Genomic DNA, 16,316 nt, shown 5'->3' with positions numbered 1-16,316 from the left:
CAGGCGGATGGCGCAGATTTTAAGCTGATGATGCGCTATTGCAGCACATCAAATTATAGTTTCAGGCCAATAAAAAAGCCCGCTCAAAGCGGGCTTTAATAACAATCAGCAATAAGCTTACTTGTTTTTGTTGTCGGCAACCGGTTCACCACGGGTGCGCACATCACCAATGGTGGAGCGCAGAACGCGGATTTTGATACCGTCAGCAATTTCAGCTTCCAGCTCATTATCATCGATCACTTTGGTAACTTTAGCGATGATGCCGCCACCGGTAATGATCGTGTCATTGCGGCGGATATTGGTCAGCATTTCACCGCGTTTTTTCATCTGATTACGCTGAGGGCGGATAATCAGGAAATACATAACAACGAAAATAAGGATAAACGGCAGAATGCTCATCAGCATATCCGCGCCACCGGCACCACCGGCGGCCTGAGCGTAAGCAGGGGTAACAAACATGAAAGTGACTCCTCGTCAAACTGAAAACTGTCCGATGCTTCTCGGCTGCAGAATTCCTTAAACCGATTGCGGGTTAGGGAATTATGTAGCCAAAGCCGTCATATTTCACCGGCATGCATCAAATTTATTCACTGCGCATTACAACGGTTATACGCCGTTATGCAACCATAGATGCAAATTCTTAATCCACTTTACCAGTGCGGCCATCATTTTTTTCACTCCGGCCTTGGCTACAGGCACAAATACAATATTTTCACACAACCGTACCCATGGGTACTATTCAAAGACAATAATCTTGCTAAAGTCAGACTATTCTTGAAGGCAGTCTTTAAGAAGCAAACAGAAACAGTCCGGTAAAGCCGGTAGCGAATGCTCAAGTGCTTTACTTAAAATCCGGGCATTCTTGCATCCCGCCATAAGTCTGATGACCGGATACAAGAGTGCCGCGGATAGAATACAGGCTTTAAAATGAACACGACTGAGCAAATATTGAGTGCAAAACTGGATCAGCTGCTGGCTGTTCTTGAGCGCATGGCACCACCTGCCCCCAAACCATTACGGGCAGAGAGTGCCGATACATTTGTCTGGGAGCCTTCCCGCCTTGAACTGGCACCGGTCAAAAAGGTCAACCGCGTTGATCTCGGTCTCATTCATGGTGTTGACCATGTGCGCGATCAGCTGGTGAGCAATACCGAGCGCTTTGCCCGTGGCCTGCCCGCCAATAATGTGCTGCTCTGGGGTGCACGCGGCATGGGCAAATCCTCACTGGTCAAGGCCGCGCAGGCTTCAGTCAATCAAACAGCTGAAAAACCGCTGAAACTCATTGAAATTCACCGTGAAGATATCAACAGCCTGCCGGTATTGATGAATCTCATCAAAGAAAGCGACTACCGTTTCATTCTGTTTTGTGATGACCTGTCCTTCGACCATGACGATACATCCTACAAATCACTGAAAGCTGCGCTTGAAGGCGGTGTCGAAGGCCGTCCTGATAATGTGATTTTCTATGCCACATCCAACCGCCGTCATCTGATGCCGCGTGAAATGATTGATAATGAGCGTTCCAGCGCTATCAATCCGTCTGAAGCGACAGAAGAAAAAGTCTCTCTCTCCGATCGTTTCGGTCTGTGGCTTGGCTTCCATAAATGCAATCAGGATGATTATCTGGCGATGGTTGATGGCTATGCCGCGCATTACGGCTTCAATTATCCGGTTGAGAAACTGCATGCGGAAGCCCTTGAATGGTCAACCACACGCGGCAACCGTTCAGGCCGCGTTGCCTGGCAATATGTACAAGATTTGGCCGGCAGGCTTGGCATTTCCATTCATGCATAAACAAAAAAGCCCGCTGCATGATGCAGCGGGCTTTTTTCAATTCAGAGCATAATTTTAAAGAGTTAGAACGTCCTTTGCATGGCACATGGCGCTCTATATTCCGGGAATTAAGTTTCCAGATATTTCGACGGATTAACCGGCGTGGAATTCTTACGCACTTCAAAATGCAGCTTTGGCGATTTTGCATTGCCACTCATACCGGAACGGGCAATTTCCTCACCGCGACGTACTTTCTGACCGCGCTGCACATTGATCTTGCTGTTATGACCATAGACAGTCACAAGACCATTTTCGTGGCGCACCAGAACAGTCTGACCGAATTCCTTCAGCCCGTCACCGGCATAGATAACCACACCGTTTTCGGCTGCTTTAACCGGCGTACCTTCCGGCACCATAATGTCGATACCGTCATTCACAGTACCGCCGTCACGCTGACCAAAGCTGGTCAGCACCTTGCCGCGTACCGGCCAGCGCATCTGCGAGATACCGGTTGCAGAAGGCGCCATGGCGACATCCTGCTCGGCTTCTTCAATCACCTTATTGCTCGCCTGCGGCGGTGTATAAGGCTTTACGCTGCCATCCGGCACCTGTTTTGCAGCTGCAGGCGGGGTTGAAGCTGTTTTTACTGTCGTATCAACTGCGGCCTGAACCGGCTTGGCAACAGCCGCGACCTGCGTTGCTGCAGCAGTCGCTGCAACAGGGATCACCAGAGACTGACCGACGCGGATTGTACCGTCGCTCATGCCGTTCGCTTGTTTCAGAGCTGCAGCCGTCACACCATTGCGCTGGGCAATCGCATGCAACGTATCACCGCTCTGCACAGTGTAACCGCCGGTCGCAGCAGCTACTTTTGCGCCTGCATTGGCAACAGCATTATTCACTTTGTTCGTCGCAGCCTGCTGAGCATTGGCAACAGCCTGTGTACCGTTTGATTTCAGCTGACCAAGGGTCTGCGTACCGCCATTGGCAGCAGCAACCAATGCGCCGCCGGCAGCGGCTTTAACGCCCGGAATTGTCAGTGTCTGCCCTGCCCGCAGCATATTCGGGTCAGTAATATTATTCGCAGCCATCAGATCATTCGGAGACACATTAAACCGGCGGGCAACGCCGTAAAGTGTTTCACCCGGCTGCACCATCGCATTATTAACCGAACTTGCCGCAGCATTGGTCATATTGCTGCCAGCCATTGCAACCTGCTGTGTCGCCTGATCGCGTACGGACTGAACAGAGTTCTGAACATTATTCTGCACAACCTGTGCAGCGCCCATCGGTGCGGCAGTTCCTACCGGCGGCAACTCGTTACGCTGCACATTACCGGAAGCCACACGCTGCGCAGCCGGCATCGACGGATAATTATCCGCGCCGTTATTCTGCTGATAGGACTGATTCTGTGACTGCATAATCGCGCGCTGATTATTCGTCGATCCAGTCGTAAGGCCATCCGTAAAGCGTGTCATATCCCCGCTACAGCCAGCAACCACACCTGCAAGCAGGATGACCGCGCTATGACGCAGAAGACGCTCGGACGCATGATGCAAAACTTTTTTACGCATATTCAACCCGTCCATACCCGAAACTCTAAGTAGACTTATTAAAGCGCGTTAATGTTACCTGCTGGTTAAAATTGCTGTAAAAAAATTAAAAGATTCATCAAACGGATACCATAATCGCTAAATCAGGCAAATTTGATACACGACATGCTGCTCCGAAGCCTGTCAGAGCACTGTGACAACCATAAAAACCGGGAAATAAAATCAGCCGAAGTTTCAGAGAAACGCAGCAGAGCCTTCGATAAACGGCTGATAACGCACCATCATCAGGTCTTCGCGCTCAAAACGGCTGCCGACTTTGGCCATGCGACACATGACCTGCTGCCCGTCACCCTGCCCGACCGGTGCAATCATCACGCCATGCGTTGCCAGCAAATCCAGATATTGCCGCGGCATGGCATCCGAAGCCAGCCAGACGATAATGCGGTCATAAGGACCACCGGCTACACCGTGGCGGCCATCTGCATGTTTGCAAACAACATTTTCGATCTGATGCGCCTGAAACTGATTACGCGCTGCTTCTGCCAAAGTTTTATAACGCTCAATCGTTGTCACACGCGCGGCAAGGCGCGCCATAACAGCGGCAGTGAAACCCGAGCCTGTGCCGATTTCCAACACGCGATGTCCCGCTTCAAGCGACAAAGCAGAGAGAAAACGCGCCTGATCGTCCAGCCCCTCAATTGATTCGCCGCAAGCCAGCGGCAAAACACGATTGCTATAGGCAAAATCCTGATAGGCTGAATTGATGAAATGCTGACGCGGCGTAGCTTCAATTGCTGCAAACAAACGCGGATCGTGTAAACCACGACTGCGCATACGCAATACAAAAGAGGCAAAACCTTCTTTGCCGCTCATGCGATATTTGCCCGTATTTGCCTGCATATGAATATTCATGAACCCTGCCCGAAGTCAGATTTATAGCCGATCAGGCAACATCATCCTTCAAAATTGTAAATTCAGAGATAATGCGGAGAAATAAAAATGCCGGAGACATTTCCGCCTCCGGCATTTCTTAAATACACACCTGAATATCAGGCTTTTTCGATACGGGTCATGCCGCCCATATAAGGCACCAGAGCCTCAGGAATGGTGATGCTGCCATCTTCTTCCTGATAATTTTCCATCACAGCGATCAGCGCACGGCCGACAGCAACACCGGAACCGTTCAGAGTATGAACAAAACGGGTCGCTTTTTCACCGGCAGCACGGTAACGCGCATTCATGCGACGTCCCTGAAAATCACCGCAGACCGAGCAGCTGGAGATTTCGCGGAATGTGTTCTGACCCGGCAGCCACACCTCAATATCGTAAGTTTTCTGCGCGCCGAAGCCCATATCACCGGTGCAAAGTGTAACAGTGCGGAATGGCAGACCAAGACGCTTCAAAACTTCTTCAGCACAACCGGTCATGCGTTCAAGTTCGGCTTCCGAGCTTTCCGCATCGGTGACCGATACCATTTCCACTTTCCAGAACTGGTGCTGACGCAGCATACCGCGTGTATCGCGACCGGCAGAACCGGCTTCCGAGCGGAAACAAGGCGTCAGCGCAGTCACACGCATCGGCAATTCAGCGCCATCCACAATCTCGCCATTAACCAGATTGGTCAGCGGCACTTCCGCAGTCGGGATCAGCCAACGGCCGTCAGTGGTGCGGAACAGATCTTCCGAGAATTTCGGCAGCTGGCCTGTACCATATACCGCATCATCACGCACCATCAGCGGAACCATAGTTTCAGAATAACCATGTTCTGTGGTGTGCAGATCAAGCATGAACTGACCGAGCGCACGTTCCAGACGCGCAAGCGCACCTTTCAGCACGGTAAAACGCGAGCCGGACATGCGGGTAGCACGCTCGAAATCCATCAGACCGAGGGCTTCACCCAGTTCAAAATGCTCTTTCGGTTCAAAACCGTAGTTACGGATATTGCCGATACGACGTGTCTCGACATTATCATTCTCATCTTTACCGACAGGAACGCTGTCATAAGGCACATTCGGCAGGCTTGAGAGAACATCATTCAGCGCTTTATCGAGACGACGTTCTTCTTCTTCCGCTTCGGTGAGGAAGGTCTTCAGCTCGGCAACTTCCGCCTTCAGGCGGTCAGCGGTCGCCATATCTTTTTCGCCCATCGCTTTGCCGATCTCTTTCGAGGCGGCATTGCGGCGCTCCTGCGCTTCCTGCACCTTGGCAATATGCTGACGGCGGGCTTCATCCAGCGCCAACACATCGGAGGATACAGCAGAGGCTCCGCGCTTTTGCAGAGCAGCATCAAGAGCTTCAGGGTTTTCGCGTATCCATTTAATGTCCAGCATTGGAAGTACCGTTATTTTTAGGTTCAGGTTCACCGTAATCACAACAAGCGGTTACGGCAGGCTCTTATATCGCAACACGATCACAACTGATCCGCTGCAATGCATGAAAAGGCAGCATAAATGCTGCCTTCAATTTCTATCACATGATACGAAAATCAGGACGATTTTTGCTCATTATCATCTGCAGGTGTGAGATTATTGAGAATTTCGGCCTGAGCGCGCTTCTTCTCAATCATCTGTGCCAGCCAGATCGAGATTTCGTAGAGCAGGATTGCCGGTATAGCAAGACCGATCTGGCTTGCAGGATCCGGCGGTGTCAGCACGGCAGCCACCACAAAGGCAATCACAATCGCATATTTGCGCTTATCCCGCAGGCCCTGTGCAGTCACCAGCCCAACCTTGGCCATCAGCGATGTGATAACCGGCAGCTGGAACACCAGACCGAAGGCGAAAATCAGCGTCATAATCAGACTGAGATATTCCGACACTTTCGGCAGCAGGGAAATCTGCACTTCGCCATCCGCACCCGATTGCTGCATGGCAAGGAAGAACCACATCACCATCGGTGTGAAGAAGAAATAAACCAGCGCACCGCCCAGCAGAAACAGCAAAGGCGAAGCAACCAGAAACGGCAGGAATGCCATACGCTCATGCTTATAAAGGCCGGGCGCAACAAACTTGTAAATCTGCGAAGCAATCATCGGAAAGGCAAGAACCAGACCGCCGAACATCGCCACTTTCACCTGCGTGAAGAAGAACTCCTGCGGTGCGGTATAGATCAATGCGGCTTTGCTGCGATCCATCCCTGCCCAGTCCAGCGCCCATTGATAAGGCAGAACCAGCAAATTGAAGAGATGCTTGGCAAAAGCAAAGCAGAGTACAAAGGCCAGAAAAAAGGCCACAATCGACCAGATCAGGCGGCGGCGCAGCTCAATGAGATGCTCAAGCAAAGGCGCAGCGCTCTGGTCTATTTCATCCTGATCACTGCTCACTGCTCAGTTCCTGTCTTTTTTGTTGTTTTCGCTGCGGCTTTTGTACGGGGCGCAGCAGCTTTTTTCTCTGCGGCTTGCTTTACCGGTGCAGCTTTAACCGCAGAATCGCTTTTTGCCGGCGCTTTCTTTGCAGCAGGTTTTGCCGCTGTGTCAGCCGCAGCTTTTGAAGCTCTGGGTTTCGCGGCTTTTTTCACCGGTTCTGCAGCAGGCTCGGCAACAGCAGCTGAAGGCTTTGCAGCAACGGGCTGTGCAGCAGGCGTTGCCGTTTTCGCCTCTTCCTCTTTGATTTCAGAGAGATCCAGCGGCGAATCCATAGGTACGGCCGGTGTTTCCTCCGGCTTCGGCGATGCATTATTCAGGCTGGCACGCAAATCATCACCGGCACTGCGCACCGGTTCAAAAATATCCGTCACCGTTTTGCGCGGGTCATATTGCTTCACGCCGTCAATTGTCTTTTTGACTTCGTCCAGCTCTGCCTCACGCATAGCTTCATCAAAATGCGTCCGGAACTCGTTCGCCGTGGCGCGCAGCTTTCCTGTTGCCTTGCCAAAGGCGCGCAACATTTTCGGAAGATCCTTCGGGCCGACAACAACGATCATAACAACCGCAATTACCAGAAGCTCCGACCAGCCTATATCTAACATCGGCGTTCCATTTCACCATCTGTCCGCCTTTGGCCTGTGTTCAAAGCGAACGCGTGGCCAAAGTCTTTCTGCACCGCATAAGGCGGCACAGTCCGGCAGAATGATCTGTAATTACAGTTTTGTCGTTTTCTTCGTCGACTTGACCTGTTCGCCGGTCTCATTGTCGATGGTCTTGGAAGAAGCAACATCGGTTTCTTCAGGCTCGTTCATGCCCTGCTTGAAGTTTTTGATGCCCTTGGCAACATCGCCCATCAGTTCAGGAATTTTGCCGCGGCCAAACAGCAGCAGCACAACCGCCAGAACAATAAGCCAGTGCCAGATCGAAAAACTACCCATCTTATATCCCCTAAATGCTCTCGCGGCATATTCATACCGGAGCAGGATTATCCAAATTCAGTCTCTATTTAAGCGCAATCACAGCATTGTTCAAACAGAACCGGTGAAATTTCTCTTTGTTCTACAGCATAGTTACAAAAATAAAAAACATTTATCCGGCAGAACCCCGCTGAAGCCCCTGTCCGGTAACGTGCCGCTGTTTGAAATGGCTGCAACCCCGCCGCTGCTTAAAAGTTAACAAGCACAGAATTATGACAATTTTAACAGTAACAGCAGCGAAAAGGGACTATTTATCTTGTTCATCCTCGACCTTCGGCATGAAAAGACCTAGCTCTTCAATATCACCGGCAGTCAGCGGGTCTTCATCCGCCAGCAACTCATCCGGCCGCACACTCGGCACCGGCACAGAGAAATTCGAAGGCAGACGTGCGGAGAGCAGCCCTGCCCCGCGCAATTCATCCATACCCGGCAGATCGCGAATCTCTGCCAGACCGAAATGATCCAGAAAACTGTCTGTCGTGCCATAGGTCACCGGACGCCCCGGTGTGCGTCTGCGGCCGCGCAGTTTCACCCAGCCGGTCTCCATCAGCACATCCAATGTGCCTTTTGAGGTTTCCACGCCGCGAATATCTTCCATCTCCGCACGGGTTACCGGCTGATGATAAGCAATAATTGCCAGCACTTCGAGCGCCGCACGCGACAGTTTCTTCTGTTTGACCAGATCGCGGCTCATCAGAAAGCTTAAATCCGATGCTGTGCGAAAGGCCCAGCCGTCACCGGCTTTGACCAGATTGACACCGCGCAGACGATACTCACTTTGCAGCACTTTCAGCACCGGCAACAGTTCCACATCCAGCGGCAGTCGCTCCGACAGCATTTTCTCCGTCACCGGCTCGGAAGATGCGAAAATAATCGCCTCAACCATACGCACCACATCACCCAGCGCCTCGCGTGACGGCACGGACGGATTGGCATCATCTGAAGATATGATCGGCATTTTAGCCTCAGCAGCTGTCAAAATTTCAGTCTCGCTCACGCTTCATCCTTATCTTCGCGATCCGTCTTCAGATCATCGGACACACTGCTCACCGGCTTGCGTTCGGCAGCGCGTACAAAAATCGGTTCGAAAGCTGCATTCTGGCGTAATTCCATCCGCCCTTCACGCACCAATTCAAGACTGGCGGCAAAGGAACTGGCAATCGCACTCGCACGGTCTTCCGGTCGCGCAATATAATCCAGCAGAAACGCATCCAGCGCCACCCAGTCCTGCAATTCACCTACCATGCGCACCAGCAGCACCCGCGCCTCTTTCAGCGACCAGACTGTGCGCTTGGCAATCTGTACATGGGAAACCGCCTGCCTCTGACGCTGTGAAGCATAAGCCGTGAGCAGATCATAAAGCGAAGCGCTGTAAAGGCTGGTCTTTTCCACCAGCACCGTTTCCGGCATACCACGGGCAAATACATCGCGCCCCAGCCGGTCACGATTGACCAGCTTGCCCGCCGCATCACGCATAGCTTCAAGCCGTTTCAACCGGAATTGCAAAACAGAAGCCAGCTGTTCGCCGGTCTCGCCATCCTCATCTTTGACCTTGGGGATCAGCAAACGCGATTTGAGATAGGCCAGCCATGCCGCCATCACCAGATAGTCCGCCGCCAGTTCCAGCTTACGGTCGCGTGCCAGCTCAATGAATTTCAGATATTGCTCGGCAAGTGCCAGCACGGAAATCTGTGTCAGATCAACCTTCTGATTGCGTGCCAGATGCAGCAGCAAATCCATCGGTCCTTCAAAACCCTGCACATCCACATGCAGGGTCAGATCTTCGGCACTATCCGGCGGAATAATGAGTGCCGTTTCCGACTGCCACAGATCATCCATAGGCACATCGGCCTTTGGTGTCTGAAGATTATCCGTCTTTGCGGTTTCGGTACTCATCATCCGGCCTGTTATTTATTGAAGTTCTGCCCGACTATCAGGCAACAGCGACCTCTGGGAATAAAGCGTTAAATTCCGCACGGATCGCTGCCTCATTGCTCAGATCCGCTTCGCCTGCAAAGACTTCAGCCAGTTCCGCACGGCGCAGACTCTCATCTTTCAGATCAGGAATAGCAGCGGCAACGGCTATGGTTTCTTCCAGCACGCCGCTGCAATGCAGCACCACATCACAACCGGCAGCGATAATCTCACGGGCAATATCATCCAGATTACCGGACAGCGCCTTCATGGAAATATCGTCGCTCATCAGCAAGCCGTCATAATCCAGCATATCACGGATCACACAATTGATAACCACCGGCGACAGCGTTGCAGGGCGTTCCGGATCAAGCGCCTTGTAAACAATATGCGCAGTCATAGCGGCCGGCAGATCGTCCAGCTGGCAGAATGGTACAAAATCACGGGCGCAGAGTTCGCTCAAAGGCGCATCAACGCTCGGCAATTCCTTATGGCTGTCGGCAAATGCACGGCCATGCCCCGGCATATGCTTCATCACCGGCAGCACACCACCGGCCATCAGTCCTTCAGCAACCGCATTGCCCAATACCGCAACAGTTTCCGGATCATAGGAATAAGCGCGCGAACCGATCACCTCATGAGAGCCTTCAACCGGCACATCCAGCACCGGCAGACAATTGGCATTGATGCCAACGCCCATCAGATCAAAAGCATGAAGACGGCCGAGCAGCCAGGCGGCGCGCATGCCTTTTTCTTCATCCTGTTCATAAAGTGCACCGATCTGCGACGCTGACGGATAATTCGGCACCAGCGGCGGGCGCAGACGCTGCACACGTCCGCCTTCCTGATCGATAAAGATCAGTGTCTCATCTCGTCCGGTCACATCGCGGATTTGCGCGGTCAATGCGCGCAACTGCTCCAGACTTTCCACATTGCGGGCAAACAGAATAAAGCCCCACGGACGCACACGACGGAACAATTCCTGCTCGGCTTCGGTCAGCATTGTACCTTCGAAACCGGTAATCATGGCTTTAAATGTCATTGCGGCAATGCTCCTCGCCTATTGGAATATGACAAATCAGATAATGCTCTCTGCATAACCCATAAAGAGAAAATGCGCTGCGTATTTTAAAGATACACAGCGCATTTCATGTTTGTTTTACATAATTTCAGATCAGAGTGTCGGGAAGCAGCTGCCACCGGCAGATTTCAGGCGCTCGCAGAGCGCTGCGGCTTCAGCCTTGGTGCCACCCGGAATACGGACACGGTAATAAGTACCCTTACCGGCAATATCCGCTCTTTTGATATCAACACCACGACCACCGATAACATTACCGTAACGCGAGCTCATATTGGCATAGCTCTTCTGTGCCAGTTCTGCACTCGGCTGCGAAGCGATCTGAATGAACCATGTACCCGCAGGAACATTGGCCGAAACATTGGCTGCAGGCGCAGTGGCGCTGGCAACCTGCTGTGGCGCAGTATTTTGTGCAGGACGCTCCACATTGCCTACAACATTAACCGGCTGCTCGGCAGGACGGGATGGCACAACCGGAGCTGTTGTCACTTCACGCGGCTTGACCTGTTCACCGGAAGCGGTGAAAGTCTGTGTCTGTACAACACGCGGTGCTGCTGCACTCTGTGCAGAAGGTGCCGGTGCATCAGTACCCAGACGTTCAGGAACAGCGCTCTGGCTGATCAGGCGGGATGCCTCATCAAGACCATTATCGGTTGCAGCTGCATTATTATTTGCAGGCGCAGTGGCCGCCGGTGCTTCACTCGGTACGATTGTGCCGTCAGCACGCACAACCATGGTTTTCACCGTGCGTGGTGTTACCAACTCACGCTCAGCCTCTTGTGCCGGATTATTGGCAGCAGGAGGCGTCGCACTATTGGTGCTTTCCGGTTCATCCGACAGCAAACGGTCTTCTTCCGCATCTGCACCCTGCAACAGGCCGACATCAACCGGCTCTTCTTCCGTATTGATAAGGGTCTTCTGTTCAGGCGCAGCAGGTTTGGTACCGGAAACCTGATCGTAAACAGCCTTGTCCTGATTTGGTACAACCATACCGCCCGGATTTTCCGGCTGGACTTTAACTGGCTGGCTGTCAGCCCGCAGAACTGCAGGTTCGCCGCCGACAACACCGCCGGATTTGAGCATATAGTAACCGCCGCCCAGAACGATCAGAGCTGCTGCAGCGACCGATGCCCAGAGGATAGGTTTACGCAACGGGTTCTCTTCACGCGGACGGGCTTCCGTATAGTCATCCTCATCACGGGCAAAATTCTCGGACAGATTATAGGTGTCGAAATCATTATTCTGCGCACCCTGAGCCGCCCAGTGATTGTAATAATCATCCTGCGTGGCATTGCCTGTCTGGCCTGCACCGCTCTGCACGGAAGAACCACGCAATGCTGCACCCGCTACGGCTGCACCGGCAAGACCAGCTGCAGCACCGACAATAGTGCCGAAACCTGCACCTGTTGAATCGGTTTCTTCCGGCTCGGCTTTAACGGCCGTATGATAGTCTGCGAAATTATCCTGCAGGATATTTTCGAAAGCCTTGTCCGCCTCACTGGTTGTATCCGGTGCGGCAGCTTCATTCACACTGATCGTGCTGAAAATTTCTGCAAACTCTGATTCGAGACTGTTCAGCCCCGTTTCTTTAACATCATCGCCATAGCTGACCTCAGGCAGATCAAGCGCCTGTGTCTGCTCAACCTTGTTTTCCGACACAACAACGGATTCAATTTCCGGTGCCGGTACAAACGGCTTGGAGGCTGCACTCTGAGCAGGCTGATAGGCCGGAATCTCCGGTTCATCATTCAAATCAAGATCAAGCGGCAGCTCTTCCGATGCTTCTGCAACGGCGAAATCATCGGCAGGCTGCAGGTCTTCATCAAATGAGAAATCGAAATCATCATTGCTGAAGAAATTATCCGCCGCAGCCGGTTCTTCATAAGCCGGTTCTTCGTAGGAAGCTGCAGCAGGAGCGGCATCACGCACAGGCTGCGAAGCATAGGCAGACGGAATAGCTGCAATCGTATCCGCAAAGCTGCTGACGGAGCGTTCTGCTGTGCTTGCAGCAGATGTGGTTGCAGCCGCAGCTGCCGGTGTCGCCGCACCGAATGTGTAGGAAGAATAACCGCGCACTGCATTATGCGCCAACGGAGCCACAGGCTCATTATACGCCAATGGAGCCACAGGCTCATTATACGTCAATGGAGCCTCCGACTCCGGTACATAAGGCTGCTCTATGGCCTGTTCTGCAACGGGCGCATTTTCTTCTGCTTCGTAGAAATCATCGCCGAAGTTGAAGTTTTCAGTCTGCTGATCTTCTTCAAAAGCGACAGCCTGTTCCGGCTCATAGGTTTCGGTTGTTTCTTCCGCGTAATCAGACTGTGATCTGGCACCGAACAGATCCGCGAAGGAACTGGCTGCCGGAGCTTCAGCTGTATCAGCACTGTCCTCTTCCCAATTGGTCTGGGCGCTGGCTGTGCGGTTTGGCAAGCGGCTCAGATCGGGAGCTGCAAAGAACTCATCATCAATCTGATCGTAATTCTGCACCGGTGCAGCCTGCGTATAATCATCCTCGCCCTGCATATCTGCATGGGCATGATGATCCGCAACCGGCTCCTGACCGTCGAAATCGGCAACAGCAGGGGCAACCTCAATGGACGGCGCATCAAACAATGGCTCGATATCGGTTAGCGGAACAACTTCATCCTCATAAGCCGCGACCGGATCAGCATAGGCCGTTGCTTCAGGTGTTGCTTCAAACGGTGCCTGATAAGCATAATTATCCGTCTGAGCCGGTGCCGCAGCAGGTGCTTCATCCTGCAGCAGGAATGAAAGCTCATCCTCAAAGCTGGTATCAGACTGCTGTGCTGCATTCACAGGGCGGTAAGCCTCGTTTTCCGCAAAAACATTGTCATAGCTCTGGGCAACAAATTCCTGTTGCGGCTCACGGCCGATATCAGAAAAATCGAAATCATCTGCATTCAGTTCAGGCAGATCAAAATCCTGAGCGGCCTGCTCTTGCGAAACATTGGCCGCAACTTCCGAATATTCAGGCGCATGGGAACCATAGCCCGCCTGATAAGGCTGGGCATACTGGTTCTCCTGATAATACGGTTCAGCAGCAACCTGCGGGGCGGTTTCCGGTTCAAAACTCTGGCTCAGCTCATTTTCCAGCGAAGAGAAATAATCTTCATTCGCAGCCTGCACAGGCTCTGAAAATGCTGCATCCTGAGGCAGATCGGAATAGGCCTCATAATAAGCATTCTGCGGTTCCGCAGCTGTATAATCCTGTTCTTCCGCATAATATTGCGGAATATCCTGCTGAAAAGCAGGCTGGGATTGTTCCGGTGCTTTTTCTTCTGCATAGGCACGCTGCAACGGCGCATAGCCGGTAAAGCGCGGCTCGACAGCCTGCTGGTAGGAGCGGCTCTCAGCAGCTGTCTGCTGAACAGGGCTGAACGCTTCATCCTGCGGCTGGAAATTGCTGGCTGGCTGTGCCGGTTCAGCAGCGAAGTCCGCCGCGAATTCAGCATCAAAATCTGCCATCAGTTCCCGCTCAAGGCTCATCTCGGAAGACATTTCCGGTTCAGCCTGCGCATTCTGCATATTTTTTTGTTCTGCCGGTTCATCAAAGCCAAAAATGCGCGACAATTCAAACAGCGGATCATTATCCCGCGCCGATTCGTCGCGAATATCACTGTGATTCTGATTGCGGCCCGTCACGCTACTGTCAGTCATGGCGTTTTCCTAATTTCAACTGGAGCGCCCGCCGACGTCTCCCTAATCATTGCTAATATAGCAAGGCAATGTGGGCAAAACTTGACAGTAGTTTCCTGCAAAAACGGCACGAAAACGCAGCAAATGCGCCTTTCGTGCCGGTCTTTACCTGAATATCAGAGGCGGTAACTTAAACCGCCCTCACTCTATTCAGCGCATTTCTGTCGGAGCATCCGCGCCGATAATCGACAATCCGGATACCAAGACATCAGAAACAACCTGCACCAGCCCTAACCTGGCAAGTGACAAGTTTGTATCGTTAACCTTAATAAAACGTAAGTCCGGGTTGTCCGAGCCACGATTCCACTGAGAATGGAACGCACTTGCTAGGTCATAGAGGTAAAATGCGAGCCTGTGCGGCTCCTGATGAATGGCCGCAGTCTCAATCAGACGCGGATATTCCGCGAGCTTACGCACCAGCGCCACTTCGCTCTCATCGGTGAGCAGAGACAGGTGTTTTGCCGCCTCTTCACGCTCGATTTTTTCCAGACCAAGCTGCTCTTTCGCCTGACGGAAAACCGAGTTCGCACGCGCAGATGCATATTGCACATAGAATACCGGATTGTCTTTGGACTGTTCGGTGACCTTGGCAAAGTCAAAGTCCAGCGACGCGTCATTCTTGCGGTAAAGCATCATGAAACGCACAGCATCGGAACCAACTTCATCCACTACATCGCGCAGCGTAATAAACTGGCCTGAACGCTTGGACATACGCACCGGCTCGCCATCACGGAACAGCTTGACCATCTGGCAAATCAGTACTGTCAACTCAGCCTTACCTTCAGCAACAGCTTTCGCCACCGCTTCCAGACGCTTGATATAGCCGCCATGATCAGCACCGAGGACATAGATCATTTCCTCAAAGCCGCGATCAAACTTGTTTTTGAAATAGGCAACATCCGCAGCAAAGTAAGTGAAACTGCCGTCAGACTTAACCAGCGCACGATCCATATCATCGCCGACTTCAGTTGAACGCAGCAATGTCTGCTCACGATCTTCCCAATCGTCCGGCAGCTGGCCTTTTGGCGGCGGCAGCTTGCCTTTATAGACATGGCCTTTGAGCGTCAGATCATTGATCGCGGTGCGGATCAGCTTGGCATGATCGGCATGCAGGCTGCGCTCGGAGAAGAACAGGTCATGATGCACATTGAGGGAGGCCAGATCATCACGGATCAGCGCCATCATGGCATCAATCGCACGGTCTTTTACCAGTGGCAGAACTTCTTCTTCCGGCTTTTCCAGCAGCGACGAGCCAAATTCCTTGGCCAGTGCCTGACCAAGCGGCACCAGATAATCGCCCGGATAAAGACCGGCAGGAATTTCGCCAATATCTTCGCCCAGTGCTTCACGGTAACGCAGCATCACGGATTTGGCGACAACATCAATCTGCGCACCGGCATCATTGATGTAATATTCTTTGGTTACGTCATAACCGGCAAATTTCAGCAGATTGGCCAGCACATCGCCGACAACCGCGCCACGGCAATGGCCGACATGCATCGGACCGGTCGGGTTAGCGGAAACATATTCCACATTGACCTTGCGCATACCGCCCATTTTCGAACGGCCGTAATCGGTGCCTTCTGCCAGCATAACGCCCAGCTGACGCTGCCAGTAATCATCATTCAGACGCAGATTGATAAAGCCCGGGCCCGCCACATCAACGGATGCAACATCCGCATCGCCTTTCAGCGCTTCAGCAATTTTGGCTGCCAGTTCACGCGGATTGCTGCCAACCGCCTTGGAGAGCACCATGGCCGCATTGGTGGAAATATCACCATGTGTAGCATCACGCGGCGGCTCAACACCAACACGGGAAACATCCAGTTCACCACCGTCTTTGTCTTTCAAACCAAGATCTTGCAGTGTCTTTTTAATTTTAACGTCGAAATCAGCAAAGATATTCATAATCTGTCCTGTCGGAACATAAATGCGGA

General features: G+C 52.3%; 13 protein-coding genes. 1 reads left to right on the top strand and 12 read right to left on the bottom strand.

From position 1 onward, the window contains the following. Positions 1 to 117: 117 nt before the first annotated feature. Positions 118 to 459: a preprotein translocase subunit YajC gene (gene yajC, locus F7P81_RS07085; protein WP_022711479.1), complete on the bottom strand. Its 342-nt coding sequence runs from the start codon at positions 457 to 459 to the stop codon at positions 118 to 120. Between the two features lie 468 nt (positions 460 to 927). Between yajC and F7P81_RS07080 the strand changes: the two genes are divergently transcribed. Next, positions 928 to 1,794, top strand: coding sequence for an ATP-binding protein (locus F7P81_RS07080; RefSeq protein ID WP_151159040.1), 867 nt, complete (start codon positions 928 to 930; stop codon positions 1,792 to 1,794). Between the two features lie 107 nt (positions 1,795 to 1,901). Here the strand turns inward: F7P81_RS07080 and F7P81_RS07075 are convergent, their stop codons facing one another. The 11 genes from F7P81_RS07075 to argS all read right to left on the bottom strand — a co-directional run bounded on the left by F7P81_RS07075 (position 1,902) and on the right by argS (position 16,287). Continuing rightward, positions 1,902 to 3,137, bottom strand: coding sequence for a LysM peptidoglycan-binding domain-containing protein (locus tag F7P81_RS07075; RefSeq protein ID WP_371257522.1), 1,236 nt, complete (start codon positions 3,135 to 3,137; stop codon positions 1,902 to 1,904). A 423-nt stretch (positions 3,138 to 3,560) separates the two neighbouring features. Then, positions 3,561 to 4,238 (bottom strand): protein-L-isoaspartate(D-aspartate) O-methyltransferase, encoded by a 678-nt coding sequence (locus tag F7P81_RS07070; RefSeq protein WP_022711482.1) that lies wholly within the window; start codon positions 4,236 to 4,238, stop codon positions 3,561 to 3,563. A gap of 137 nt (positions 4,239 to 4,375) precedes the next feature. Next, positions 4,376 to 5,656: a serine--tRNA ligase gene (gene serS, locus F7P81_RS07065; RefSeq protein ID WP_151159039.1), complete on the bottom strand. Its 1,281-nt coding sequence runs from the start codon at positions 5,654 to 5,656 to the stop codon at positions 4,376 to 4,378. Between the two features lie 155 nt (positions 5,657 to 5,811). Continuing rightward, on the bottom strand, positions 5,812 to 6,648 hold the full coding sequence (gene tatC / locus F7P81_RS07060) for a twin-arginine translocase subunit TatC (RefSeq protein ID WP_022711484.1): 837 nt from the start codon (positions 6,646 to 6,648) through the stop codon (positions 5,812 to 5,814). Next, positions 6,645 to 7,292, bottom strand: a complete 648-nt coding sequence (gene tatB, locus F7P81_RS07055) for a Sec-independent protein translocase protein TatB (protein ID WP_151159038.1) — start codon at positions 7,290 to 7,292, stop codon at positions 6,645 to 6,647. The genes tatC and tatB overlap by 4 nt, the downstream gene beginning before the upstream one ends. Before the next feature lie 111 nt (positions 7,293 to 7,403). Continuing rightward, positions 7,404 to 7,628: a twin-arginine translocase TatA/TatE family subunit gene (locus F7P81_RS07050; protein ID WP_151159037.1), complete on the bottom strand. Its 225-nt coding sequence runs from the start codon at positions 7,626 to 7,628 to the stop codon at positions 7,404 to 7,406. 286 nt (positions 7,629 to 7,914) lie between these two features. After that, entirely contained in the window at positions 7,915 to 8,664 is a 750-nt protein-coding gene (gene scpB / locus F7P81_RS07045; protein WP_374828065.1) for an SMC-Scp complex subunit ScpB, read from the bottom strand. Beyond that, positions 8,661 to 9,563 (bottom strand): segregation and condensation protein A, encoded by a 903-nt coding sequence (locus F7P81_RS07040; RefSeq protein ID WP_374828064.1) that lies wholly within the window; start codon positions 9,561 to 9,563, stop codon positions 8,661 to 8,663. Before F7P81_RS07040 ends, scpB begins: the two co-directional genes overlap by 4 nt. Before the next feature lie 37 nt (positions 9,564 to 9,600). Beyond that, positions 9,601 to 10,623: a beta-N-acetylhexosaminidase gene (gene nagZ / locus F7P81_RS07035; RefSeq protein WP_281348905.1), complete on the bottom strand. Its 1,023-nt coding sequence runs from the start codon at positions 10,621 to 10,623 to the stop codon at positions 9,601 to 9,603. A 132-nt stretch (positions 10,624 to 10,755) separates the two neighbouring features. Next, positions 10,756 to 14,340 (bottom strand): SPOR domain-containing protein, encoded by a 3,585-nt coding sequence (locus F7P81_RS07030; protein WP_151159036.1) that lies wholly within the window; start codon positions 14,338 to 14,340, stop codon positions 10,756 to 10,758. A 189-nt stretch (positions 14,341 to 14,529) separates the two neighbouring features. Further along, complete coding sequence (argS, locus tag F7P81_RS07025) at positions 14,530 to 16,287, bottom strand: arginine--tRNA ligase (RefSeq protein ID WP_075654867.1); 1,758 nt, start codon at positions 16,285 to 16,287, stop codon at positions 14,530 to 14,532. Between the last annotated feature and the right edge of the window lie 29 nt (positions 16,288 to 16,316).

The sequence above is a fragment of the Pseudochrobactrum saccharolyticum genome, assembly GCF_008801715.1.
Classification (GTDB): Bacteria; Pseudomonadota; Alphaproteobacteria; order Rhizobiales; family Rhizobiaceae; genus Pseudochrobactrum; species Pseudochrobactrum saccharolyticum.
The sequence above is the reverse complement of the archived record's forward strand: the minus strand, read 5'-3'. Positions and strand labels throughout refer to the sequence as shown.

Bases quoted from the DNA above. Each gene is read 5' to 3' on its own strand.
- tatB (WP_151159038.1), bottom strand. From the start codon at position 7,292: ATGTTAGATATAGGCTGGTCGGAGCTTCTGGTAATTGCGGTTGTTATG.
- nagZ (WP_281348905.1), bottom strand. From the start codon at position 10,623: ATGACATTTAAAGCCATGATTACCGGTTTCGAAGGTACAATGCTGACC.
- F7P81_RS07030 (WP_151159036.1), bottom strand. From the start codon at position 14,340: ATGACTGACAGTAGCGTGACGGGCCGCAATCAGAATCACAGTGATATT.
- F7P81_RS07050 (WP_151159037.1), bottom strand. From the start codon at position 7,628: ATGGGTAGTTTTTCGATCTGGCACTGGCTTATTGTTCTGGCGGTTGTG.
- yajC (WP_022711479.1), bottom strand. From the start codon at position 459: ATGTTTGTTACCCCTGCTTACGCTCAGGCCGCCGGTGGTGCCGGTGGC.
- F7P81_RS07070 (WP_022711482.1), bottom strand. From the start codon at position 4,238: ATGAATATTCATATGCAGGCAAATACGGGCAAATATCGCATGAGCGGC.
- F7P81_RS07075 (WP_371257522.1), bottom strand. From the start codon at position 3,137: ATGCCGGCTGCGCAGCGTGTGGCTTCCGGTAATGTGCAGCGTAACGAG.
- F7P81_RS07080 (WP_151159040.1), top strand. From the start codon at position 928: ATGAACACGACTGAGCAAATATTGAGTGCAAAACTGGATCAGCTGCTG.
- F7P81_RS07040 (WP_374828064.1), bottom strand. From the start codon at position 9,563: ATGAGTACCGAAACCGCAAAGACGGATAATCTTCAGACACCAAAGGCC.
- argS (WP_075654867.1), bottom strand. From the start codon at position 16,287: ATGAATATCTTTGCTGATTTCGACGTTAAAATTAAAAAGACACTGCAA.
- serS (WP_151159039.1), bottom strand. From the start codon at position 5,656: ATGCTGGACATTAAATGGATACGCGAAAACCCTGAAGCTCTTGATGCT.